Below are 25,032 nucleotides of genomic sequence, written 5' to 3'. Positions count from 1 at the left end.
CATGTCCCTCATGAATCCATCTTCAGATCAGATGGAACGGATCAAGTCGTTGAATTCTTCGATTCTCTTGTCTATTTCGGAAGTGAGCCTTGGCAACTCTTCCCAGTAATCCTTATCATACCACTGCCGTTTGATTTCCTCATAGGTCTTGCCCTGCTGCTCGACCCAAGTATAATACTTCAGGTTGTGTATACGCAGACGATCATAATAGGAAAGCTCAGCAACATTGTCGATGTCCTGTGCCATCAATGCTCCGCTATAGATTGCTACGGCATCATCATGGGTGAACTTTCCCTTCTTCTGCTCAAGTTCAGCAATCCTGGAGGTATACATGGCACTGGAATCGGTCAGTACGGTAAAGAGTACATCATCTTCATCCATTTCATAGTACTTGGCTGTCTTGATGGCTGCCAACAGGTTGCCTACGCCGCTGATGCCGAAGAGAGGAAGATTGTCGATGTCTTTCTTGCTTACGCCTTTGCTTGCAAGATATTCAGTTCCCAGTTTTTCGTTGAACAGTCTATAGACGTTCATGCAGTCTTCATCATCGACTGAAACGACCATGTCTGTATTCTTGACGTTATGTATCCATGGTACATGCTTGTCACCGATACCCTCAATCCTGTGACCGCCGAAACCATTCCTCTGCAAAGTGGGGCACTGCAATGCTTCTGCTGCGACAATCTTCATGTGCGGATATTCCTTCTTGAGATGGTCACCTGCTGCGAGTGTGCCGCCTGAACCGGTTGCAGAAATATAAGCTCTGAACGACTTGTCTTTGATGCCAAGCTTATGCAGGACTTCAATGATTGCCTGTCCTGTTACTTCATAATGCCACAGATAGTTTTCGAACTGGTCGAACTGGTTGAAAATGACGATGTGCTTGCCACGTTCAGCATCAAGCTCATGGCACTTGTCGAAGATTTCCTTTACGTTTGATTCACAACCTGGGGTTGCAATGACTTCTCCGGCAACTGTCTTCAGCCAATTGAAACGTTCCTGGCTCATTTCCTCCGGCAGGATTGCAATGGAATCGCAGTTGAGGAGTGCAGAATTGTAAGCACCGCCGCGGCAATAGTTTCCGGTAGAAGGCCATACCGCTTGTTGTGTGGTTGCATCAAAATTGCCACAAGCCAAAGCCGGAGCGAGGCATCCATAGGTCGCACCTACCTTATGACAACCGCAGGGGAACCACTTGCCGACCAAAGCAAATATCCTTGCTTTTGTACCGGTGATTTCATGAGGAACCTCAATGAAGTTGACTCCACCGTACTGGCCGCCTTTTTCCTTGGGCTCATTGTGCCATGTTATCCTGTACAGGTTTGTCGGATTGACATCCCACAGGCCTGTCGTGGAAAGTTTTTTCTTGATGTCGTCGGAGATCAGCTGAGGATTGATCATTTCCTTGAACGTCGGTAGAAGGATTCCCTTTTCCTTGCACCTTTTGGCGTTCTTTTCTCTGATTTCCGGATTGACTTGTAAGTTTATCAGCATATATGCTCCTCCAAATTGGTTCTTCTGTAATTTCAGAGTTCATTATTATTTGAAAAGATAAAAATGTAAAGCAAAAATTACAGTAAATTAATTTTTAAGTCAAAATAATTGTGATATACATTAATCTATGGTATCAAATATCAAAAATAAGGTTCGTCAGCCTCAAATATTGTCTACAATATTGCCTTTTCTTACTGTTTATGTCTATATATTCGGAAATTTTCCATATAGACTTTACTTTTCCTGTCGATTGCTTCTGAAGGTTTTGAGGTTTTGCTGGAAAGAAGAAACTGACGAAAGGTCCTTCATGAAACAAAACTGACAGCACGAAAGCAAAATTGTTTGCACAATGCCGATTTTAACTTTTACCTTTTTATTATATTGTTAGAAAATAGTAACTATGGCCATAAGTGTTGCATTTTGTTGCGAATAATATTGACAATAGGGAAAAACTCTTTACAATATAATTGACAATATGGCGATGGACCGCTTAGGCAGAAAGAAAATATTTCAAGGAGCAGAACATGTCAGATATCATGCGTCCCGTGCCGTTCGGGGAATTGCTGAACAGAATAATCGGTGAATACCGTAACCATCGTTCAATCTTCGGTTTTTCAGAGGATCAATTCTATCAAGATGAAAGCAAGCACCGTTGCAAGGTTTTTTCACAGACTTCCACAACGTGTGTCGGTCCTGCTGCAGGTCCACATACACAGCTTGCACAGAATATAGTGACCAGCTATCTTGCCGGTGCACGTTTCATTGAATTGAAGACTGTCCAGCAAATGGATCATCTGGATATTGCAAAACCATGTATCGACGCCAGGGATGAAGGATATAATACTGAATGGTCAACTGAATTTACGCTTTCCAAGGCCTGGGATGAGTATGCAAAGGCTTGGATTATCTGCCATGTGCTCGAGGCCTTGCATAAAGGGAAAAAAGAGGGGGAACCTGATTTTATTTTCAACATGAGCGTCGGCTATGACCTTGCAGGTATCAAGACAGAAAAGATGCAGCAGTTTATCGATTCCATGATGGACGGGCGCAAGGACGGACGTTTTGCAGAATACTTGGATGAACTCGACAGTTTCCTTGCTGAGGGTGATTTGTTTGAAGGAAGTCCTTGGGCAGGCCGAGAAGCAAGACTCTCGGGACTTTCAAAGCGGATTTCCCCGCAGATGGTGAAGAGTGTCACCCTGTCTACCATGCATGGATGTCCTCCGAAGGAAATCGAGGCTATCTGCAGCTATATGCTTACAGAAAAGAAAATCGATACTTTCGTCAAGTTGAACCCGACGTTGCTTGGCTATGACAAGGTACGGGACATCCTTGATGGACTTGGCTATGACTATACGCATCTGAAAAGGGAAAGCTTTGAGAAAGACCTGCAGTATGCTGATGCCGTTGCCATGCTTAGGCGTCTTTTGGCCTTGGCAAAGTCCAACGGCAGAGGTTTCGGTGTCAAATTGACCAATACCCTTGGGTCTGTCAATGACCAGGGACAGCTTCCTGGAGAGGAAATGTACATGAGCGGCAGGGCATTGATGCCGATCAGCATCAATGTGGCCGCAAAGCTTTCTGAGGAATTTGAAGGGAATTTGCCCATTTCCTATTCCGGCGGTGCCAATGCACTGAACATCACTGAGATATTTGAAACTGGCATCCGTCCTATAACAGTGGCAACGGATATGCTACATCCAGGTGGTTATGGACGTCTCGCACAGATGGCAAGGCTTTTGGAACGTTCAAGTGCCTGGAATATGAAGAAGATTGATGTAACCAAGCTGGATGAACTTGCAAGGAAAAGTACCGGAAGTGATTTCCAGAAGAAGTCTTTCAGAGGAACAGAAACCGTATCGGTGGATACGCCGCTTGAACTGTTTGACTGCTATGTGGCACCCTGTATCGAAGCATGCCCGATTCATCAGGATATTCCTGACTATATTGCATTGGTCGGGGAAGGGCAGTATGCAGAAGCGCTTGGCTTGATCTATTCAAAGAATCCTCTTCCCAATATTACCGGCAACATCTGTGACCATCAGTGCCAGTATCATTGTACCCGTATGGACTATGAAGGTGCAGTGCAGATCAGGGAGATGAAACGACTGGCGGCTGAAAACGGCTACAGACAGTTTATCACGTGAATATGGGAAAAACCGGGAGAACCTGCAGACAAGAGTGCTGCAGTCATAGGAGCAGGACCTGCCGGATTATCAGCGGCTCTGATGCTTGCAAGGGCAGGTTTCAAGGTGAAAGTCTTTGAACGTGAACAGGATGCCGGTGGGGTAGTCCGCCATGTAATCCCTCAGTTCCGTATTCCTGAAGAGGCTATCAAGGCCGATGTCGATTTCATCAAGGCCAATGGCGTGGAATTTGCCTTTGGCAGCAGCATGGAGTCGACGAAAATTGATGTGCTCAAGGCTGCTGGCTTCGATTATATCTTCTATGGCATAGGTACGGAGAAAGACAATAGCTTCAAGCTCAAAGGGGGAGAAGCCGTCGTAGAGGGCGCTTTACCTTTCTTGCGTAACTTCAGGAAGAACCCTGCATCTGCTGCTTTGAGTGGTCATGTGATTGTCGTCGGTGCCGGCGACGTTGCCATGGATACGGCCAGGTCTGCAATGAAGGTACCGGGTGTCACCGATGTTACGGTGGTGTATCGCAGGAGCATCAATGAAATGCCTGCAGAAAAAGAAGAATATGAACTGGCTATAGCGGAGGGAATCAATTTCAGGTTCCTTTCCAATCCGGTGAGTTGTGCAGATGGTACGCTGACAGTCATGAAAATGAAACTTGGTGAGCTTGATGCTTCAGGCAGAAAGCGTCCGGAGCCTACAGGAGAGACATACGACTTGCCTTGTGACCATGTGATTGCTGCCATTGCTTCACATGTTGATGCTGAGAGTGTCAATTTCTATGGACTTCCCTGTGACGAGAAGGGACGCATGCTTCACGATGGCAAGACCCTTGAAAGCAAGGTCTCAGATGTCTTTATACTCGGTGATATGGCAAGTGGTCCATCGACTGTCGTAAAGTGCATTGCTTCTGCGAGAACTGCGGTAGATGCCTGTATCGATAAGGTCTATGCAACTTATGAAGCAGAGGGCATTGCTGATGATGATGACGACGACGATGATGACGGATGTTGCTGCTGTGATGATCACGAGGAACACGAAGAAGAACTGAGCGATGAAGAAGCTGAAAACCTGACTGAAGAAGAGGATGCATACTTTGCTGATATCCGTTCCAAGAAAGACACGGTAAGGTTGCAGGTTTCCCTTCAAGATGATGAAGCTGCCTTTGCCGCAAATGAGGCAAAGCGTTGCCTTGAATGTTCCTATCTGTGCAACAAGTGTGTGGAAGTTTGCCCGAATCGTGCGAATGTTGCCATTGACATGAGGAATTCCGGTATGTTTGAGGATCCGTTCCAGATCCTGCATCTGGATGCCTACTGCAATGAATGCGGAAACTGCGCTACGTTCTGTCCTCATGTAGGAGCACCGTACAAAGACAAGTTTACACTCTTTTCTACAATGGAAGATTTCGAATCCAGTGAAAATCAAGGATTTTTTGCTGAAGGTGGAGACATTACGATAAGGGAAGGCGGTAAGATCATTCATGCAAATATGGATGGGGACGGCATACTTAACGGTGACGGTCCTGTCAGTGATGAAACTGCGGTCTTGATCGAAGAAGTTTATCAGTCCTATAGCTATCTGCTGGGACCTGTGGAGGAATGATGGATACACTGTTCAGACATGTCAGGATCATGCAGACCAGGCCTCCGTTCACCGTTCAGGATGATATGGATGTATTGGTGCACGGTGATGTGATTGCAAAGATTGCAAGAGGCATTGAAGCAGAAGGGGCACAGATCATAGATGGAAGGGGCAAGACACTTATTCCCGGCAATGTCTGTGCTCACCATCATTATTACAGTGGGCTTTCCCGAGGTATGTTGGTACAGGCTGGACCACAGCGGGACCTTATTCAGATCCTCAGGGAATGGTGGTGGCGGCTGGACCGTGCCTTGGACGAAGAGGCTACCTACTATTCGTCACTTATCTGCTCGATCGATGCCATAGCAAGCGGTACTACCAGTGTGGTTGACCATCATGCCAGTCCTTCCTTTATCAAGGGATCCCTAAGGACCATTGCCTCCGGGATGGAGAAAGTGGGAATCAGGGGTATGACCTGTTATGAAGTGACGGACAGAAACCGTGGTATGCAGGAAGTTGAGGAGGGCGTACAGGAGAATGTCGACTTTGCCATGGACGGTGCAAGTGATATGGTAAAGGCGATGATCGGCGGACATGCATCTTTTACACTTCCTGATGAAGCCCTGGATATGATGGGTGAAGCGGTCAGAAAGACCGGATGTGGCGTACATGTCCATGTTGCTGAAGGAGACTATGATGTTGCCCATGCTCATCATCACTATGGCAAGGATATAATCAGACGGCTGGATGAGCATGGCTTGCTTACGGAAAATGCACTTATGGTCCATGGAATCTACCTCAATGACGATGAGATCAAATTGATCAATCGCAGGCATTGTTTCCTTGCCCATAACCCGAGAAGCAACATGAATAACCAGGTTGGCTATGCAGACAAATTGCCCCAAATTGAAAAACTGGTGATGGGTACCGATGGGTGCGGCGGCAACATGTTCGAAGAACTCAAGATTGCTTTCTTCAAGCACCGTGATGCCAAGGGACCTTGGTGGCCGGCAGACTTCGTAGCAGCTATGAACAGGGGCAATGATCTTATCGGGATGTATTTCCCCGGAAAATTCGGCATGGTGGCTGAAGGATATAAGGCTGACCTTGCGCTTCTTGACTATCACTGTCCGACACCACTTGTCAGTGACAACGTTGCAGGACATTTTGTCTGGGGTATGAGCAGCAACTGCGTACAGTCGGTAATGGTAAACGGAAAAATGGTAATGATAGACCGTAGATTCCCTGGTTTGGACGTAGACTATATCTATGCGAAAGCTGCGGAAGTTGCCCGGAAAGTATGGGACAAAGTCGATACCTTGGCACCGTAGCTGGTGCAATATCAATTGGAATACTGCCCTCAGGGCAATGGAGAATAGAATGAGTATCAAGGAACAAATTACTGCAAAGGCAGCCGAGTATAGGGATTACACGGCCGAGAATCTTTCAAAGCTGGTCAAAACCAAGAGCTACAGTTCCAAGGAAAAGGATGTATGCAACCTTATCGTGAAACTATGCAAGGAAGCTGGTTTCGATGAAGTGTATATCGATGACCTTGGCTCGGTAGTCGGAAGAGTAGGCAATGGCCCTAAGAAACTGGCATTTGATGCACATATCGATACCGTTGAAGTCGGTAATATAGCCAACTGGACGTTCGATCCTTTCAGCGGAGAAATCAAGGACGGCAAGGTTCTTGGACGCGGGGCAAGTGACCAGAAGGGCGGAGCTGCTTCGATGATTACAGCCGGCCGGATACTGAAGGAACTTGGTTATGGCGGTACCTATACCTGCTATTTTACCTTTACGGTCATGGAAGAAGATTGTGACGGCATGTGCTGGAAGTATCTCATAGAAGAAGAACATTTCAAGCCCGATTTCATCGTATCTACAGAACCTACTTCCTGCCGCATTTACAGAGGCCATCGTGGCCGTATGGAAATCAGGATTATTCTCAAGGGAATTTCTTGCCATGGAAGTGCCCCTGAAAGAGGTGTCAGTGCAGCTTACAAAGCAAGCCGTGCAGCCCTTGCAATCGAGCAGCTCAACAAGGACCTCCAGCCTGACGATGATCATTTCCTCGGCAAGGGTACCATCACAGTCAGTCAGATGGATGTCAAGGGACCAAGCCAGTGTGCTGTGGCAGACTATGCAATGCTTTACTGCGACAGACGTTTGACTTGGGGCGAAGATGAGGAACTTGCCCTCAATCAGGTAAGGGAATATGTTTCCAAGGCTACCGGCGATGCTCCTGATGCTTTTGTCGTTGAAATGCCTAACTATGAGAAAACCGGTTGGACCAACAAACAATATTCCCAGGAACTTTACTTTCCGACTTGGAAGATTCCTGAAGGCCATAAGTTGGTACAGGCTGGCATCAAGGACTACGTAGACTTGTTTGGAAAACAACCTGTCGTTGACAAGTGGACTTTCTCTACCAACATGGTTGCGACTACCGGACGCCATAAGATTCCTGCAATCGGATTTGGTCCAGGAGATGAAGCTCAGGCTCATGCACCTAATGAAATCACAAGGGTGAAGGATCTTGAGATCTGTTCTGCTTTTTATGCAATGCTTCCATACGTGCTGGAAAAGTAAGTCTACGAAAAGGACATCTGTACCTGCCGTGTAGTTCAGCCGTAGTTAGCAATAACTGCGGCTGAATGGTTCTAGAGAAAGTCATTTTGTTTTTGAAAGTAGAATGGATTGATGTACGGAGAGGAGGAGAACCAAGTGAAGGATGCTGTCTTACTGAAAGACATACACTGTCTAGCAAAGAATTTTGAAGAAGAACCGCTTGAAGGTGCTGACCTGTTGATTGAACAGGGAAAGGTTGTAAAAATAGCACCGGAAGGTGGCTTGAAAGCCGAGGATGGCTGCAGAGTCATCGATTGCAGCAATTCAGTTGTCATACCAGGATTGGTAAACACCCATCATCATTTCTATCAGACATTGACTAGGAATCTTCCGGCTGTACAGGATGCCAAGCTTTTTGATTGGCTGACCTATCTCTATGATATCTGGAAACACATCGATGCCCAGTCGGTGTATATCAGCAGCTGTATGGCTATCGGTGAATTGCTTAAGACCGGTTGCACTTGTACCACTGACCATCACTATCTCTATCCGAGAGGTTTTGATGGAGATCTTATGGGATTGCAATTCAAGGCGGCAGACAGACTTGGTATCCGTTTTTCTCCCACACGCGGTTCAATGAGCCTTTCAAAGAAGGATGGAGGCCTTCCGCCCGATTCTGTGGTCCAGACTACGGAAGAAATCCTTGCAGACAGCGAACGCTGCATTCTCAAGTACCATCAGGCTGGTGAAGATGCAATGCATAAGATTGTCCTTGCCCCTTGTTCTCCTTTTTCTGTTACCAAGGATTTGATGAAACAGACCAGTGAGCTTGCCCGTAAGTATGGAGTAAGACTCCATACACATCTGTGTGAGACCGAAGACGAAGCTGATTTCTGCCAACAGGCCTATGGTATGCGTCCTCTTGACCTTATGGAAGAATGCGGCATGCTGGGACCTGATGTGTTCTTTGCCCATGGTATCCATTTCAATGATGCCGAATTGGACAGGCTTGCCGAAAACGGTTGCCAGATTGCCCATTGCCCTTCCAGCAACATGAGACTTGGCAGTGGCATCTGCCGTGTCCGTGATATGTTGGACCGAGGCATAACCGTTGGTATGGCCGTTGATGGATCGGCAAGCAATGACAGTTCGGATATGCTGGGTGAACTGCGGATGGCTTTGTTGCTTCAGAGAGTCAGATATGGTTCCTGTGCACTATCAAGTGATGAAGTATTTACGATGGGAACCATCAACGGAGCCAAGATGCTCGGATTTGAAAAAGTCGGCAAGCTGGAAGAAGGCTGGAAGGCTGATCTTGCCGTCTTTGATGTGTCGGCCTTGCCGTATGCCGGAAGCTATAGCGATAGTGTGGCTTCCTTGTTATTCTGCGGTACAAATCATGAAGCGAGTTATACGATCGTGGATGGCAAACTCGTCGTGGACGATGGCCATTTGGTGGGATATGATGAACATGAGCTTGCTGCTGACGGAAGAGCTGTCAGCCAGAGATTGCTCGAAGAAGCAGGGGTGATAGCATGAAAAAAGATTATTTGATTGCAACTGATGTAAAGGATGCCTTGTCAAAAATGAAGGACAATCCTTCCTATGCCTTCTTGGCAGGAGGAACTGAGATAAACAGGTTGGATTCTTCAATACAGTGTGAAGGTGTCATCAGCCTGAGTAAACTCGGACTCGATAAGATTGAAAAGGTAAACGGTGAAGTGAAGATCGGTGGTTGCGTGACATTTCAACAACTGATTGATAGTCCGCTGGTACCTGACTATCTTAAGAAGGCGGCACACTTCTGCGCTTCCAGGACTCGTAGGAATATGGCAACAGTCAGTGGGAATCTTGCCCTTGGCCGAGATGATTCTTATCTTATGCCGACACTCCTTGCTTCAAAATCAAGGCTCCTTACCTATGGACTGTCCAGTGAAGGGAGTCTATTCAAGTGACAATATTCCTATCCGGGAGTACCATGCCTATCACTCGCAATTCAGTTCTACGCTGCTGGTCGGCGTTCTGCTTCCTGATGAAGATCGTTTCGTGGATTCTTCGCGTTTTTCCAAGACTGCCCAGGCCCATGCTGCAGTTACGGTTTCCTTCGGTGCTGCTGTCAATGACGGAAAATTTGCTGATGTCAGGATTTTTGCAGCAGTGAAAGGTACGGGTATCTTGAGATTCGGTGATATCGAAAACGGCATTGAGAACGAGTCGTATGCTGATGCCGCTGACGTGCAGTTTGCTGTTTCAAGTGCATGCAGTGCAGTGGATGACCAATTCGGTTCGGCTGCCTATAAACGCTATGTTACTGGAATTGCCGTTGCACAGGCCTATCGCAGGGCCAAGGGAGAGATCAAATGAAGACCATCAAGTGCACCATAGACGGAAAAAACACTATACTGAAGTTTGAAGAAGGTATGACGCTTCAGAAGGCCCTTGTACTTGCTGGTTTTAACTTCGTCAGGGATGGGGATGATGGGGAAGGTTTCATCGGAGCCGATACCATACTTATAAACGACAAACCTGTCCTTGCTACATTGATGCTTGCAGATCAGGCTGAAGGGGCGGTAATCAGAACTCCTGGTTGCTTGGGAGACAGCAACCATCTTTCCTATGTACAGCAGGCAATGATTGATGCCGGTATTGTCCAAAGTGCCTATGATTCTCCTGCAGCGGCATTGCTGCTTACCTGGTTGCTTGAACATAAACCCCATCCTAAACGGGAGGAAATCAAGGATATACTCAGCGGCATATTCGTCAGGGACGCAGGATACGAGAACTACTATCTGGCAGTCCAGCTTGCCTGTGAACTGAGGGATGAAGGACATTATGTTACGCCGATCAGTCCGACTTTCCGACCGAACCTGGAGTTCGTCGGAAAACCGAAAGGAAAGATTGACGGACCGGCTTTGGTCACCGGAGAGAGGGTCTTTGTCGAAGACAAGGTAACCGCGAACAGTCATATTATGATTTTCCTACGTTCTCCGTATGCCCATGCCTATATCAAGAAACTCGATACCAGCAAGGCAGAAAAGATGAGCGGGGTCGATATCATCCTGACCTATAAGAATACTCCTGATATCTACTATACCCAAGCCGGGCAAGGTGCGCCGGAACCATCTCCGCATGACCGCAGAATGTTCAATGAGAAGGTCCGGCACGTCGGAGATAGGGTTGCTGCAATAGTTGCAACTGATGTGGAAAGTGCCATTGCTGCCAGAGATGCAATCAAGGTGGAATATGAAGTACTGAAGCCTGTAATGTCCGTAGAGGATGCTATGGCAAAAGACGCACCTTTGATTCATGACAGTCTGGTTGAGTATGTCGTAGGTGCTCCTGATGACCTTGATGCATACAACAAGCACTATGACAAGAGGGATGGTAAGGTAATCTATCAATTTCCATTGCATGGGGATGTACGGCATAACATTGCGTCGGAAGCCAAGGGCCATATCGGAGATGTCGACAAGGCTTTTGCACAATCTGATGTCGTAATCGAGCGGACATATCGAACCAATCAGATACAATGTACACCATTGGAACCACATTTGTGCTTCGGCTTGATAGAGATGGGCCGGCTCACGCTTCATTGTTCGACTCAGGTACCTTACCATGTACGCCGTGTGGTTGCCCGTCTGTGTTCCGTAAGTGAAAACAAAGTCCATGTCATCAAGGAAAGGGTAGGCGGCGGCTACGGCTCCAAGCAGGATATCCTGGTAGAGGATGTCGTTGGTTATGCTGTCTGGAAGACGGGACTCCCTATTTATTACAGGAATACCAGGGCGGAGGAATTCATTACGACAGCGACTCGTCATCCAATGAGAATTACGGTCAAGCTGGGAGCGAATAAGGATGGCAAGATTACTGCTGTTGACATGGATGTCAGAGCAAATACCGGGCCTTATGGCAATCATTGCCTGACTGTTCCGATGAATGCTTGTTCCAAGACTTTGCCGCTTCTTGCAGTAGACAATATGCGTTTTGATGTGACTACCTATTATTCCAATATAGCCTCTGTAGGTGCCTATCAGGGATATGGGGCTCCGAAAGGTGCTTTTGCACTGATGACCTGCATGGCAGAACTGAGTGAGAAACTCGGTATCGATTATCTGGAAGTAGCACGGAAGAATCATGTGCACAAAGGATATATGCTTGAAATTCTCAGAGGTTTGGGAGAAGGCAGGGAAGGTAATGTCGTTCCTGTCGGTTCCTGTGGGCTTGGTGAGGCATTGGAAAAAGGTGCCAAGATGATTGGATGGGGCAGGAAGGAGGTGTCTGCTGACCCTGATTGGAAGATAGGGAAAGGCTTTGCTATGATTCAGCAAGGATCGGGACTTCCCGGACTGGACCATGCCAATGCATGGGCAAAGCTGATGACTGACGGATCAGTACAGGTGTTTTCCGGTGGTGCCGATTTGGGAACCGGGCTGGACACAATCAGCTGCAAGCTTGCCTGTGAAATCCTTCGGGTACCGATGGACAGGGTTGCCGTGATCAGCGGAGATTCAGACAGCTGTCCCTTTGATACCGGGGCCTATGCTTCCAGCGGTACATATTTTTCCGGCAATGCATCACGGCTTGCCTGTGAAGATCTGAAGAAGGCAATTTTCAAGGAAGCTGCTTTTCAGATGAATGAGAAAGAAGAAGATCTCATTCTTGAACTACCCGGCAAGATAGTCAGTACCAAGAGCAACAAGGAATTGCCTTATGGTGAACTGTGCCATACTGCACTCAGTGGTACTGGCAATGGACAGCTGATGGGCAAGGCATCCTTTACTACCATGGTCAATTCCATTCCTTATGGGGCGCACTTTGCCCAGGTTGCTGTCAATGTCAAGACAGGCGAAGTAAAGGTGATGAAGTTCTATGCATTGCAGGATGCAGGGACTCCTATCAATCCCGAGATGGCGCAATGCCAGATGTATGCGGCTGCGCTCAAGGCAATCGGTCATTCGCTTTATGAAGGTTTGATCTTCAACAAGGAAGGAGTTCCTTTGAACACTAACCTTACCGATTATTGTCCTCCGATGATCAGTGAAATGCCTGAGGATTTCAAGGCAGTGCTCATTGATGTAAATGATGAGGAAGGGCCTTTCGGTGCAAAGTCAATCAGTGAGATTGCTACGAACGGAGCTGCTCCAGCCATTGCCATTGCCATTCATGATGCAGTAGGGGTATGGATGCGTTCGTGGCCGTTTACCAGTGAAAAGATTCTGCGTGCCATGGGTAAGATTGTATAGGTGATAAAAAAGTATCAAGTTTCCTGAGACCGTGCCACAGGTACGGTCCCAGTGATGAATGTACCGTGCACAAACACAACTACAGAATATGTTGCAACATACTGCAACATCTTTCTAGACAAGAATATCGGCTCATGCTATGATACGTGTATCCATAGTACCTATGTAGAGGAGAAAGTGTATATGAAGAAGGACAAGGCTGCGATAGAGCAGTTGATCAAGGTGCTCAAGTCCCTTGATACGCAGAATATGTATCTTAATGATTTCTATCACACTTGGAAGGAAAGTGATGATGAGATTAAAGCTGTCTTTACGGTAGCTGAGATTCTTCGCGGTCTAAGGGAGAATAATATTTCTTCCAAGGTCTTTGACAGTGGATTGGGAATCTCAATATTCAGGGATAATTCTACCAGGACTCGTTTCTCCTTTTCCAGTGCCTGCAATCTGCTGGGACTTGAAGTGCAGGATCTGGATGAAAAGAAAAGTCAGATTGCCCATGGTGAGACAGTCCGTGAGACCGCCAATATGATCAGCTTCATGGCTGATGTCATCGGTATCCGTGATGATATGTATATCGGCAAGGGACATACGTATCAGAAGACCGTAGCAGATGCTGTACAGGAAGGCTTTGATGATGGCGTACTTGAGCAGAGACCTACCTTGGTGAATCTTCAGTGTGATATAGACCATCCGACTCAGACAATGGCTGATATCCTTTCCGTAATCAATTACTTCGGTGGTGAAGACAAGCTGAAGGGTAAGAAAGTTGCAATGACATGGGCTTATAGCCCTTCATATGGCAAGCCTCTTTCTGTTCCTCAGGGAGTCATCGGTCTATTTACCCGTTTCGGCATGGATGTTGTCCTGGCTCATCCCGAAGGCTATGATGTGATGCCTGAGGTTGAGAAGATTGCAGCTGAAAATGCAAAGAAGAGCGGTGGTTCTTTCAAGAAGGTCAATTCTATGGAAGAAGCCTTCAGGGATGCTGACATCGTCTATCCGAAGAGCTGGGCTCCTTTCAGCATCATGGAAGAGCGAACCAAGCTTGTTGATGAAGCAAAATTTGATGAACTGGATACCCTTGAGAAAAAGTGTCTGGCCAACAATGCCAAGTTCAAGGATTGGACTTGTTCAGAAGAACTGATGAAGACTACAAAGGATGGCAAGGCCTTGTATCTGCATTGTCTTCCGGCTGACATTTCCGGCGTTTCCTGCAAGGAAGGTGAGGTCGATGCCTCTGTCTTTGATAGGTATCGTGTACCTCTTTACAAGCAGGCTAGCTACAAGCCTTACGTTATTGCTGCAATGATTTTCCTTTCCAAGTTCGAGAATCCAAGTGCAAAGCTTAAGGAACTGCTCGATGCAGGTGCCAAGCGTATAAAATAAAGAAATAGTGTTCCCTTCATGGTCGCGTTAGTTTACCGGAGCTTCTGCAGAAGAAGCTCCGGTTTGTCTTATTCTTATGAGGGGTATAGATATGTATTATCAAGTTTGAGTGAAAGTCTCACGGAGGCTTTGCTGGCAATTCCAATAGGGGCTTGCAAGTCTCATATTTCAAGGAGGAAGTAGCAATGGCAGAATTGTGGTTTTTGTTTACCCAATTATAGCTGTTCAATGATTCTGCCTTATGCTTTAATTGATTTTCTCCAGAAAGTACGATATAATCATACTTGCTGGAGAAAAAATGTTACAGGATACACGGATTATAAGAGCTTCATTAAAAGATTACAAATCGCCGAAATCAAAAATGACACAGATGGTCAAACATGGGGATTTGGTACAAATTCGGCGGGGTCTCTTTGAAACTGACAAGGATGCTCCTCCTTATGCCCTTGCATCTGCAATCTACGGGCCCTCCTATCTTTCGTTTGAATATGCACTTGCTTGGTATGGACTTATCCCTGAGCGTGTAGATGTATACACTTCGGCAGTGTTTAGGAAAAACAAGATAAAGACTTATCAGACTCCATTTGGAACATTCATCTATCGTACAATTCCTGAAACTGTTTTTCCTTGTGATGTTACCATATTGGAAGGGGGCAGCTATAGCTGGCAAATGGCTACGCCAGAAAAAGCACTCTGTGATATGTTATATAAAAGTCAGCCTGTACAGACTGTTGCACAATTAAGGACGCTTTTATTTATATCTTGGCGTATGGAACCAGAAAATGTGCTTTCATTGAACAGGAAAGATGTTGATTTTTTGGCTCCCAGATATCGGAAGAGAAACTTGATGCTTTTCTTGAAATTGCTTGAAGAAGGAGAAAAGAGTTGATATGACCAGTGCTGTAGCAACAATGCTGAAGAAATATAAGTGCAAGGATGTTGTTGATTATCGTAATGCCTTGAAGGAAATTATCCAAGAAATAGCTTTGTGTGGGTTAAGTAGGACAGATTTTTTTGATGGATCAGCTTTTTATGGTGGCTCAGCATTGCGGATTTTTTATGGACTGGATCGTTTTTCAGAAGATTTGGATTTTTCACTTAAGAAATCTGACGGTACGTTTGATTTGACTCGTTATTTTTCTTCCATAGAAGATGAACTTACTGCCAATGGATTCACAATGACTGTGGAATCAAAACAGAAAACTAAATCTTCTGCAGTTACTTCTGCTTTTATCAAAGGTACTACCTCGATACAGATTCTTAACATTATACCTTCTGAGGTTCCTATTTCAGGAATTGCTCCAAATGAGAAATTGAAAATTAAATTTGAAATAGACACAGATCCTCCAGACGGTGCTTCCTATGAAAACAAATATACACTTCTGCCTTCATCACATTCTGTATGTCTGTATGATGCTCCGTCACTGTTTGCAGGAAAAATACATGCTCTTTTGTGCCGAGGATGGCAAAATCGAGTAAAAGGTCGTGATTACTATGATTTCATTTGGTACCTTTCACAAGGGATTCCAGTAAATCTTTTTCATCTTCAGTGCCGTCTTATCCAAACCGGACAGCTAGATTGGAAAGACAGTTTTGGGCTATTGGACCTGAAGCATATGCTTAGAGAGAAATTCGAGAAAGTTGATTTCAAACAGGCAGTAGAAGATGTCCGACCTTTTGTCAAAGACCAAAATCAATTTTCAATTTGGGGGCAGGAATTCTTTACTTCCATCATTGATAAGCTTACTGTGGTATAAAAGTCGTTTCCTATCGTATTGCTTTTGTTAGTACATGCATGCTACGATGTATGTATGTCTGCTAGCATATATCCGAAAACTAAGATTTTGGATATCAGGGGAATACATATATGCATGGATATAACCGAAGTCAAAGGAAACATGGAGCAAACAACTGTCTGTTATTCTTAGCTACCATATTGGTATTCATGCTTTCATCCTGTGACCTTATCCTTCCCCATGATACAAATAAGGGTTATGGAAAGATTGTGTTGGTGGATGTGTCGCTGAATTATGATAAGATTGTTTATCCTGTTCGTAATCTAAACACACAACGAGTGGAGGAATATGGGCTAACATTGGAAGGGCCATTGAATGATGCTGCAGACGTGGCACATTCTTTTTCTGCTTTGGCTTCGAAGAACAATACACCCTTGTATATAATTCCTATGAACCAAAAAACTTTGGAAGAAACGAGTGAAGGAATCGGAGATGGCATACATGATTCAATTATTAATGATGCTTTGAGCCCTACGAAGAAGCATGTTAAAAATCTATTAAGAAATCTTGAAAAGCTTGATAATGTTTCGAATAGTACGGATATTTCTCAGTATTGTTATGTTGTAGGTGATGCATCAGAAGATTTGGATGATTTTCCCCTTGATCTTACACCTGTTGGTACGGACACGCCTATTACTGTAACTGATGACGATTTGGTCATTTTCTACTATAGCGGACATGGCACTGATGATGGTTCACTTTGTTTATGTCAGGAGTTTGTTTCTGTTACAGAACATTATAGATACTCATATAGAGATAATTTTTTAAAATGTAGCGACTTGCTTAATTGTATATCATCTATTCCAGGTAAGAAATTCATTATCCTTGACAGTTGCTTCAGTGGCGTTGCTGTTGATGAAGACACCTATACGACCAATACCCAGAATGATGAGTATGATGGCTCATCAATCTGGGACAAATTGTTTTCGTCGGCAACGGCAACGCAATATGATGATGTATACGTTATGACAGCCACGAATTCAACCCATAGAGCAGGTGATGATACGGATATCTCTCCTGCCCATGGATGCCTTACCAGAAGCATGGATGAGGCAATCGGCTGGGATTGGAAGACGTTCACAGGGCTTGCTGATGATATTCCCGCCAATGACGGAGGTGATATTACCGTTGACAGCCTATATGCGTCAACCTCAGCCAAGTTTGATTCCTGTTATGCTGAGTATTATGGTTTAGACAACTATTTGGTTGTTAACGGCGGTAGGGAAGATTTACTCCTGTTTACAGGGTTGTAACTCATCTTTTACAGCATCGTTCCGCAAGCTGTCTATATTCAGTTGTATCACACCAGTCGGCAAGTGACTTCAACCTGATGGTCAGGAATGAATTTGCTTCGGCAAGACGGGAGAAATTATGCTCTTCATGGCGCTGTTGCATGAATGAGGTAAAATCCTTTGCCTGGTATTGCAACTGGTCATAATCAATTGCAGTAACGACACCTGCCTTGTTGCCACCAGCTTCGATTACAAGGGATTGTTGGACCAGCTCGGGGTCATTCATTAATACCGCACAAACCCTGTCAGCCGTAGCTTCACTTATGTGATCCCAATAATTCAATGCTCTGAGAAGAGATGGAGTCAGATGCATATTTGTTCCGAATTGCCTGGCCAGCAAGGAAGATGTGAAATGTGCCATCGTTTTGTACATGGTATGACCACAGAGAATATGTCCACATTCCCTTGCTAGAAGTGCTTCTGTCTGCTCTTCAGTCAATTGATCTACCAGCCCTGAAGTTATTGTGATGGCAGGTTGTTCAAAGCCAAGGGTATAGATGGATGGCAATGTGCTGATCTCCAGGAAAAAATAAGGAACCTTGATGTCAAGGCGTTTGCATAAATCCTTAAGTATGACATAAAGGGTCGGTAATTGAGAATCAGAAAGTCTGATTTTACTGGACAGGGAAGAAGCCAGAAGTATGTCATCATTCAGTTCCATGGAGAAGCCGTAGCTGAAGTCCCGGAAGTTGGGAAGTGACTTTAAATCTTCAAGGGCTTGGCTGTCTAGAGGATGGACTAGGTTTTCTGTAGTAATCTGCATAAATATCTCCTTATTTACTAAGATAGTATATAAGTACGTCCTTGTGCAAGAACACAGATTTCTTACAAAATAATCAACAAATGGTTAAAAAGTAATTTTATGTTAAGTTGATATACAATCAAACTTGTGGTATCAAGGAAGAAGTGTAAGGGAAAAGGTTGCTGTTTGGATATTTTTTTCCATGCAGCAAGGATATTGTTGATACCAAGGAGGGGGGTTTTGTCTAATGCACATCTTGTGTTGATAGTAAGCAATGACCTTGAAAGAGGCCGCGAACTGTCACAAGTGTTGGGGGAAATATTTCAGACACATGTCGTACAGTATGAAAAAGAGTCTTTATCATTTCTTCAATGGCATTTGAAATATATTGCTGCCGTAGTGCTTGACTTGCGGAGTCCCTGTTCTGAAGTCTATGAATTCCTCGATAAAGTGGAAAAAGAGGGTGTAGGCGCCTTTATCCCTCTGACTACTTTGGAATCGACAGTGGGGGATTTGGAAAAATATCTGACAAAAACGCATGTGTTTCACCGTTGTCTCGATATGCATACATTGTCAGAAACTTTGACGATGTTGACCGCTGCTACTGAAAATGAGAAGACAGTCAATGATGGGCAACATGATGCTTTGACCGGTTTGCTCAATGAAGATGGATTTTACCAGCAAGCAAGGAAAGAATTGGATGCCAATTCCAGCGGATCCTATGATTTGATTTACTGTGATATTGTCAGGTTCAAGCTGATAAATAAAATATATGGAACAGATACGGGTGACCATGTATTGCAATGCCTGGCTGAACTGCTGAAACGAAACCTGCCATCAGCTGTCATGACGCGGTCATATGCAGATTGCTATTTTATTCTGATACGACACTGCAGCAATATAGAAAAAATCTTGGAAGATATTGCAAAGACTTGTCATCAGAAGGTGCTGTTGTCAATTCCAATGCATATACAGTTCGGTATCTATGGAATCAATGACGTGTCTCAGGAAATCAGTACCATGTGCGGTTTGGCAAAAATGGCACTGTCTGAAATCAAAGGCAAGTATGATGTGCATGTTGCACACTTCCTTCCGGAAATGTATGAACAGATGCTCCAGGAACAAGAAATTGTCCTGCAGATGGAAAATGCACTCAAAGAACATCAGTTTGTTGTATACTATCAGCCCAAATGGGAACTTTCGACAGGTACTGTCATCGGTGCAGAAGCCTTGGTCCGATGGGATAATCCTTCCAGAGGTTTTCTTTCTCCTGCAATGTTTATTCCATTGTTCGAAAAAAATGGTTTTATCATCGAACTGGATAAATATGTCTGGAAGGAAGCTTGCAGACAGTTGGCACAATGGAAGAAAGCAGGAATTCCTGTTGTTCCGATTTCAGTTAATATGTCCAGGCTTGACATCTATGAGGAAGGACTTTGTGACCAATTGACAGCATTGGTCAAACAGTATGGGATTGATCCGGATATGTTGCATATAGAAATCACTGAATCAGCTTATACGCAGAGCCAGACCCAATTGATTGAAGTCGTAAATGAACTTGGACATCGGGGATTCTATATTGAAATGGATGATTTCGGCTCTGGCTATTCGAGCCTCAATATGCTCAGTGAAGTACCTGTGGATGCATTGAAACTTGATATGCTTTTTGTCAACAACCGCAGGTCCAACTGGACGAGCAAAAGGGCTATTCTTCGCTTGATAATGGGCATTGCCAAGGAGCTTGACCTAGCTGTTATAGCGGAAGGTGTTGAGCTTGAGGAGGATGCAAAGTATCTTAATTCGATCGGTTGCCCTTATGCACAGGGCTATTATTTTTCCAAACCCCTGCCTGCTGCCAAATTTGAGGCATTCTTTGTAGATCAGATACATCAGAAGAATTGTACGGTGAAACATCTTTCTTTTTCGCCGACAAGTTCCAGTCTGCTTTGTGGTTCTTACTTGGCATCATTGATCTGCAAGGAATCAGTCTTCAATGTTACTTTGCCCGAAGAAAGAAAAAAAAACTTTTCTGCAACTGACAGGGAACTTGCCGTAGTTTCGTTTCCCGTGTATGCGGGGAGAGTTCCCTCTGTTTTTGCGGAATATCTGAAGGAACAGGCAAATTTCAAAGGCGCTGATGTGGCACTTGTGGCAACCTATGGCAACAGAGCCTTTGATGATGCGTTGATTGAAGCATCTGATCTTGTCAGTGCAAAAGGTGGCAGGGTAATTGGGGCTATAGCAATAGTTGCCGAACACAGTTTTACCAGCAAGGTCGGTACCTATCGTCCTTCTTCGGCTGATATGGCTGTTATCAGACAATTTGCAGAGAAAGTCAAAGAGCGTCGCAAAAGCGGTGAAATCGGTAAGATTCCAGGTAACAGGCCTTACCGTAAGGGCATTGCCCCTATGGAAGATCCCTATATGCCGGAAAAAAAACAGACACTTTGCATCAATTGTGGATCCTGTTATGTGGTCTGTCCTACCCATGCCTGGACAACAAAAGACAAGAGCAGTTGTATACACTGCTGTGCTTGTATAAAGAATTGTCCTACAGGAGCTTTGTTTATGCACGATGCCCGTTTTGACAAAACTGTCGCAAAGCTGGAAACAAACTGTAAGGAGCCACAGCAATCCCGGTGGTTCTGAAATGAAAAGGAGAAACAGATAAAGACATTATCTTGATTTCTGCTTCTCCTTCTATGCAATGTTTACGCCTCTTCAACAAGCATGCTCAATTCAAGCCACCGGTTTTCCATGGATTCAAGTTGGTCCTTTGCCTTTGCATAAGCTATAGTTCTTTCCTGTAATGTCCCTAATTCTGTTGTGTCTGCAGTGGCAAAACTCGCCTCTAAGTCTGCAACTAATTTTTCTTTTTCCGCAATGTTGCTTTCCAAATCCTTGAGTTCTAGCTTTTCTTTGTAAGTCAGGCCTTTCCTGCTTTTTTTGGTTTTTTCCGCATCAGATCTTTCTTGGGCTTTCTGCTGTGCCTTGATGGCTTGCCGTTCCTGTTGCTGCTTTTCTTCCTTCCTTGCATTTTCCTCAACTTTCCAACTTGAGTAATTGCCTTCGAATCGTTCGACATGCTGGTTTGAAAGTATGAGCAGATCTTGGCAAGTATGGTCTAGGAAAGCACGGTCATGGGAAACAATGAGGCAACACCCTTCGAAATCTGCGATGTAGCTTTCAAGATTTTCCATTGTCTTTACATCAAGATCATTCGTAGGCTCGTCCAAGACAAGAAAATTCGGATTGCTCAGCAATCTTGAGATCAGATAAAGCCTTCGTCTTTGTCCTCCCGACAAAGTTGAAATGGGTAGTCTGTGCAGTTTCGTAGGGAATGAGAACAATTCAAGGAATCTGGCGGCCGTTACCTGTTGCTCCGGAGCCAAAGTAATACGTTCGCTGATATCTTCCACATATTCAAGTACACTTTTGCTGCTGTTCAGGTTCCTTCCTTTCTGGTCATAATAACCGAAAACCGTATTGACGCCGATGTCAACGTTTCCTGCATCTGGGGATAGATGTCCTGTAAGTACATCAAGCAAAGTACTCTTGCCGCTTCCGTTCTTTCCTATGATGCCCATTCGCATGCCCTTCGTAAATGAAAATGAAAAATCCTTGAACAACGGTTGTCCTGCAAAACCTTTGCTGATGTCCCGTACTTCAAGGATTTTCTTACCTAAGCGTCTGGAAGCAGATGTGAATTGGTTCTGGGCAATATCCTGGACATTTTTCTGTTGTTCCTGCATGGAAACAATACGATCTTTTCTGCCTGAATCCTTACCTGTCCTTGCCTGTGGGCCACGCTTCAGCCATTCCAATTCCCGTCTCAGTATGGTTGCAAATCTATCCTGCTGCTTTTGGTTGTCATCGATCCGTTTTGCCCTGCGAAGCAAGTAACTGTCATAGTTGCCGGGATGGAAATAGACCTGCCCATCATCAAGTTCGATGATCCTTGTGCAGACTGCATTGAGAAAATATCGGTCATGTGTAACGATGATCATAGTCATGTTGCTTGTAGAGAGATAATCCTGGAGCCATTCGATGGTGTCGATGTCCAGATGGTTTGTCGGCTCATCAAGCAGCAGGATGGTCGGTTTCCCGCATAATACCCGTGCTATGGCAACTTTTTTCTGTTCTCCTCCTGATAGGGTTGCCATGCGTCGGTTCAAAACGTCCGAAAGTCCCAGTTCACCCAAGATAGAGGTAAAGTCCGAGACGATGTTCCATGTACCATCTTTTTCCATTTTGTCAGTCAGGTCTGCCAGTTGCTTTTGCGTGGCCGGTTCTGTGGCTTTGTCGAGTAATTTGTGGTAGCGTTCCAGAAGCTTGAACCGGGGGCTTTTTGCTTTGTAAAGATACTGTTCTACAGTATCGTCAGTTGCAAAGGAAACGGTTTGTTCAAGTATCAGTATCTGAGCTGCATTTGACATGCTTACTTTTCCGGTATCAGTCTCAAGCTTGCCGCTGAGTATGTTGAGCAGTGTGCTCTTGCCACATCCGTTGCTGCCTATCAAGCCGACATGTTCGCCGCTTTCCAAGCCAAATGTAACATTTTCAAACAAAGGTGCATCATTGAGGGTCTTGGAGATTTGCTCCACAGATAGAACATTCATGAGCCTATGGTAGCGCAAGAGCCCGGTGTTTGCAACTGAAAGGCTTGTTTCCGTTGACGCAGATAGTGTGAATAGCTACCATATGGACATGGTAAAAGATATACATCTGAGAATACTGCCGCAAGTTGCTTTCGTAAGGCAATCTTTGTTGAAAGAGTCTGCAGGCAGAGCCAAGGTACCTGTAGATGAAGTAACAGACATCCTGGTAAGACGACAGTCGATTGATGCCCGCAGGCATCCTGTCATGGTTGACATGGAAGTGAGGATATTTGTTTCCCAGGAACCATCGCTTCCTTATGAAAAAACTGAATACAAGGATGTGCGGAATTGCAAAAGGGTCATTGTCGTAGGTGAGGGCCCTGCAGGACTTTTTTGTGCTCTGAGGTTGCTGGAGCAGGGACTTTGTCCCATTGTCTTGGAACGAGGAGAACAGGTACATGGACGTAAGATCAGCATAGCGAAGATGATCAGGTCGAACCATGTGGATGAAAACTCCAATTTTTGCTTTGGGGAAGGAGGGGCAGGAACTTTTTCTGATGGCAAACTTTATACCCGGTCGAAGAAACGGGGAAATGTTGACAAAGTTCTTTTTCAGTTTTGCCAACATGGGGCTGATCCTGCTATCCTCGGACAATCTCATCCTCATCTTGGTACTGATAAGCTTCCCCGGATCATTGAACATATGCGAAACACCATCATTGAATATGGTGGAGAAGTCCATTTCAATACGGAAGTAGTCGGCTTAAAGGAAACAGATGGAAGGGTTTGCGGAGCCCTTTGTCGAGATGGTTCGACCTTTGATGGACCTATCGTACTTGCAACAGGCCATAGTGCAGAGTCTGTCTATAGGTTCCTGAAAGATGGTAGCTATGATCTTGAAGCAAAAGGGATAGCCATAGGAGTCAGGGTTGAACATCCTCAGCAATTGATTGATCGGATACAATACAAGGACCCCAAGGGACGTGGAAGTTATCTGCCTGCTGCTGAATATAGTTTTGTTACACAGGTACAAGGACGTGGTGTCTATTCCTTCTGCATGTGTCCTGGCGGATTAGTCATTCCTTCGCATACTGAGCAAGGCCGTACGGTTGTCAATGGCATGAGTCCAGCTTCGCGTACAGGCAGATGGGCCAACAGTGCCATGGTAGTGGAACTGCATCCTGAGGATATGCCTGTCCAATTCCAGGGGGCTCTTGGCATGCTTTCATTTCAGAAGGCAATGGAAATGCGTACATGGAAGGTCTTTGACAAAGGCCTTGTTGTGCCTGCCCAGAGAATGACGGATTTCTGTGCCGGCAAAATGAGTAATGACTTGCCGGAAACCAGCTATGTGCCTGGCGTAGCCAGTGCTGATTTGAGAACCTTGTTTCCGTCTTTTGTCAGCATGAGGCTTAAACTTGCTTTCGAACAATTCGGACAGAAAGCGAGGGGATTCCTTACCGATGAAGCGTTGTTGCTTGCCTGTGAGAGTCGGACCAGCAGTCCTGTACGGATAGTCAGGGATGATGTTTCCTTGATGTCCAAAGATGGATTGTTTCCCTGTGGCGAGGGCGCCGGTTATGCAGGAGGTATTGTCAGTTCTGCCATGGATGGCATCAACGTTGCTGATGCAGTGGTAAGGTACTTGGCATGATAGAAGCTTTTGATGCCATCATCGGGGCTGAGCCAAAACTGCTGATCCTGGGGTCAGCGCCAAGCGTGCGATCCCTTGCAAAATCAGAATACTATGGGCATGAGCGTAATGCTTTCTGGAAGATAATGGACATCCTTTACAATAAGAAGCGAGGCTTCTCGGACTATGAGGAGAAAAAACAACTGCTTAGGAACAATGGCATTGCCTTGTGGGATGTGGTCAGGCGATGTGAACGGAAGGGTTCCCTTGATACTGCAATAAGGAATGTAGAACCCCATGCAGTAGAGAAGCTCCTGCAGGGACAGCCTACCATAGTCAGAGTCCTTTTCAATGGCAAAACGGCTTGTAGCCTTTATCGGAAGGAAGTCGGTTATTATCCCGACATTGATTTTTTGGTGATGCCCTCGACCAGCCCTGCCTATACGCTGCCTTTTGAGGAAAAGCTTTTGCTTTGGCAAAAAGGTTTGAACCTAGGAGAAAAAGCTGAAAGGTGATACAATAATACATATACTACCATACCTAAATCAGGAG

At 45.2% G+C, this 25,032-nt stretch carries 16 protein-coding genes and 1 pseudogene; 14 read left to right on the top strand and 3 right to left on the bottom strand.

Going from position 1 to position 25,032, the window contains the following annotated elements; translation table 11 throughout:
* Window positions 1-27: 27 nt before the first annotated feature.
* Complete coding sequence (locus LKE40_04250; protein MCH3916670.1) at window positions 28-1,494, bottom strand: pyridoxal-phosphate dependent enzyme; 1,467 nt, start codon at window positions 1,492-1,494, stop codon at window positions 28-30.
* A gap of 524 nt (window positions 1,495-2,018) precedes the next feature.
* Between LKE40_04250 and ygfK the strand changes: the two are divergent.
* From ygfK to LKE40_04195, 11 genes and pseudogenes are all read left to right on the top strand, one after another.
* Window positions 2,019-5,237, top strand: a pseudogene (gene ygfK / locus LKE40_04245) (putative selenate reductase subunit YgfK).
* Window positions 5,234-6,547 (top strand): putative aminohydrolase SsnA, encoded by a 1,314-nt coding sequence (gene ssnA / locus LKE40_04240; GenBank protein ID MCH3916669.1) that lies wholly within the window; start codon window positions 5,234-5,236, stop codon window positions 6,545-6,547. Before ygfK ends, ssnA begins: the two are co-directional and overlap by 4 nt.
* A 49-nt stretch (window positions 6,548-6,596) precedes the next feature.
* The gene (locus LKE40_04235; GenBank protein MCH3916668.1) at window positions 6,597-7,811 is read left to right on the top strand and encodes a YgeY family selenium metabolism-linked hydrolase; all 1,215 of its coding nucleotides are present in this window, start codon (window positions 6,597-6,599) and stop codon (window positions 7,809-7,811) included.
* Window positions 7,812-7,946: 135 nt separating this feature from the next.
* Complete coding sequence (locus tag LKE40_04230; GenBank protein MCH3916667.1) at window positions 7,947-9,329, top strand: 8-oxoguanine deaminase; 1,383 nt, start codon at window positions 7,947-7,949, stop codon at window positions 9,327-9,329.
* On the top strand, window positions 9,326-9,745 hold the full coding sequence (locus LKE40_04225; protein MCH3916666.1) for an FAD binding domain-containing protein: 420 nt from the start codon (window positions 9,326-9,328) through the stop codon (window positions 9,743-9,745). Before LKE40_04230 ends, LKE40_04225 begins: the two co-directional genes overlap by 4 nt.
* Entirely contained in the window at window positions 9,711-10,154 is a 444-nt protein-coding gene (locus LKE40_04220; protein MCH3916665.1) for a hypothetical protein, read from the top strand. Before LKE40_04225 ends, LKE40_04220 begins: the two co-directional genes overlap by 35 nt.
* Window positions 10,151-13,033 carry a molybdopterin-dependent oxidoreductase Mo/Fe-S-binding subunit gene (locus tag LKE40_04215; protein MCH3916664.1) on the top strand — a complete coding sequence of 961 codons (2,883 nt, stop codon included), beginning with the start codon at window positions 10,151-10,153 and terminating at the stop codon, window positions 13,031-13,033. Before LKE40_04220 ends, LKE40_04215 begins: the two co-directional genes overlap by 4 nt.
* A 183-nt stretch (window positions 13,034-13,216) precedes the next feature.
* Complete coding sequence (gene ygeW, locus LKE40_04210; protein ID MCH3916663.1) at window positions 13,217-14,419, top strand: knotted carbamoyltransferase YgeW; 1,203 nt, start codon at window positions 13,217-13,219, stop codon at window positions 14,417-14,419.
* Between the two features lie 298 nt (window positions 14,420-14,717).
* Window positions 14,718-15,308, top strand: a complete 591-nt coding sequence (locus LKE40_04205; protein MCH3916662.1) for a hypothetical protein — start codon at window positions 14,718-14,720, stop codon at window positions 15,306-15,308.
* Window position 15,309: 1 nt separating this feature from the next.
* On the top strand, window positions 15,310-16,176 hold the full coding sequence (locus LKE40_04200) for a nucleotidyl transferase AbiEii/AbiGii toxin family protein (GenBank protein ID MCH3916661.1): 867 nt from the start codon (window positions 15,310-15,312) through the stop codon (window positions 16,174-16,176).
* A 110-nt stretch (window positions 16,177-16,286) separates the two neighbouring features.
* The gene (locus LKE40_04195; protein MCH3916660.1) at window positions 16,287-17,468 is read left to right on the top strand and encodes a caspase family protein; all 1,182 of its coding nucleotides are present in this window, start codon (window positions 16,287-16,289) and stop codon (window positions 17,466-17,468) included.
* Between the two features lies 1 nt (window position 17,469).
* On the opposite strand, the gene LKE40_04190 is transcribed toward LKE40_04195, so the two are convergent.
* Entirely contained in the window at window positions 17,470-18,270 is an 801-nt protein-coding gene (locus LKE40_04190; GenBank protein MCH3916659.1) for a M48 family metallopeptidase, read from the bottom strand.
* Between the two features lie 219 nt (window positions 18,271-18,489).
* Here LKE40_04190 and LKE40_04185 point away from each other — a divergent pair, with 219 nt between their 5' ends.
* Entirely contained in the window at window positions 18,490-20,898 is a 2,409-nt protein-coding gene (locus LKE40_04185) for an EAL domain-containing protein (protein MCH3916658.1), read from the top strand.
* Between the two features lie 62 nt (window positions 20,899-20,960).
* On the opposite strand, the gene LKE40_04180 is transcribed toward LKE40_04185, so the two are convergent.
* Window positions 20,961-22,868: an ATP-binding cassette domain-containing protein gene (locus LKE40_04180; protein ID MCH3916657.1), complete on the bottom strand. Its 1,908-nt coding sequence runs from the start codon at window positions 22,866-22,868 to the stop codon at window positions 20,961-20,963.
* A gap of 88 nt (window positions 22,869-22,956) precedes the next feature.
* Here LKE40_04180 and LKE40_04175 point away from each other — a divergent pair, with 88 nt between their 5' ends.
* Together LKE40_04175 and LKE40_04170 are read left to right on the top strand one after the other, a co-directional pair.
* Window positions 22,957-24,501 carry an NAD(P)/FAD-dependent oxidoreductase gene (locus LKE40_04175; protein MCH3916656.1) on the top strand — a complete coding sequence of 515 codons (1,545 nt, stop codon included), beginning with the start codon at window positions 22,957-22,959 and terminating at the stop codon, window positions 24,499-24,501.
* Entirely contained in the window at window positions 24,498-24,995 is a 498-nt protein-coding gene (locus LKE40_04170) for a DNA-deoxyinosine glycosylase (GenBank protein MCH3916655.1), read from the top strand. The genes LKE40_04175 and LKE40_04170 overlap by 4 nt, the downstream gene beginning before the upstream one ends.
* Window positions 24,996-25,032 lie beyond the last annotated feature (37 nt).

Source organism: Spirochaetia bacterium, from assembly GCA_022482625.1.
Lineage (GTDB): Bacteria > Spirochaetota > Spirochaetia > Sphaerochaetales > Sphaerochaetaceae > Pleomorphochaeta.
Note: the sequence above shows the minus strand (reverse complement) of the source record. Positions and strands in the feature narration are given on the sequence as shown.

What these genes read in the sequence shown, in the direction of transcription:
- LKE40_04250 (MCH3916670.1), bottom strand. Translation starts at nt 1,494, where the DNA reads ATGCTGATAAACTTACAAGTCAATCCGGAAATCAGAGAAAAGAACGCC.
- ssnA (MCH3916669.1), top strand. Translation starts at nt 5,234, where the DNA reads ATGATGGATACACTGTTCAGACATGTCAGGATCATGCAGACCAGGCCT.
- LKE40_04235 (MCH3916668.1), top strand. Translation starts at nt 6,597, where the DNA reads ATGAGTATCAAGGAACAAATTACTGCAAAGGCAGCCGAGTATAGGGAT.
- LKE40_04225 (MCH3916666.1), top strand. Translation starts at nt 9,326, where the DNA reads ATGAAAAAAGATTATTTGATTGCAACTGATGTAAAGGATGCCTTGTCA.
- LKE40_04220 (MCH3916665.1), top strand. Translation starts at nt 9,711, where the DNA reads ATGGACTGTCCAGTGAAGGGAGTCTATTCAAGTGACAATATTCCTATC.
- LKE40_04215 (MCH3916664.1), top strand. Translation starts at nt 10,151, where the DNA reads ATGAAGACCATCAAGTGCACCATAGACGGAAAAAACACTATACTGAAG.
- ygeW (MCH3916663.1), top strand. Translation starts at nt 13,217, where the DNA reads ATGAAGAAGGACAAGGCTGCGATAGAGCAGTTGATCAAGGTGCTCAAG.
- LKE40_04205 (MCH3916662.1), top strand. Translation starts at nt 14,718, where the DNA reads ATGTTACAGGATACACGGATTATAAGAGCTTCATTAAAAGATTACAAA.
- LKE40_04200 (MCH3916661.1), top strand. Translation starts at nt 15,310, where the DNA reads ATGACCAGTGCTGTAGCAACAATGCTGAAGAAATATAAGTGCAAGGAT.
- LKE40_04195 (MCH3916660.1), top strand. Translation starts at nt 16,287, where the DNA reads ATGCATGGATATAACCGAAGTCAAAGGAAACATGGAGCAAACAACTGT.
- LKE40_04190 (MCH3916659.1), bottom strand. Translation starts at nt 18,270, where the DNA reads ATGCAGATTACTACAGAAAACCTAGTCCATCCTCTAGACAGCCAAGCC.
- LKE40_04180 (MCH3916657.1), bottom strand. Translation starts at nt 22,868, where the DNA reads ATGAATGTTCTATCTGTGGAGCAAATCTCCAAGACCCTCAATGATGCA.
- LKE40_04175 (MCH3916656.1), top strand. Translation starts at nt 22,957, where the DNA reads ATGGTAAAAGATATACATCTGAGAATACTGCCGCAAGTTGCTTTCGTA.
- LKE40_04170 (MCH3916655.1), top strand. Translation starts at nt 24,498, where the DNA reads ATGATAGAAGCTTTTGATGCCATCATCGGGGCTGAGCCAAAACTGCTG.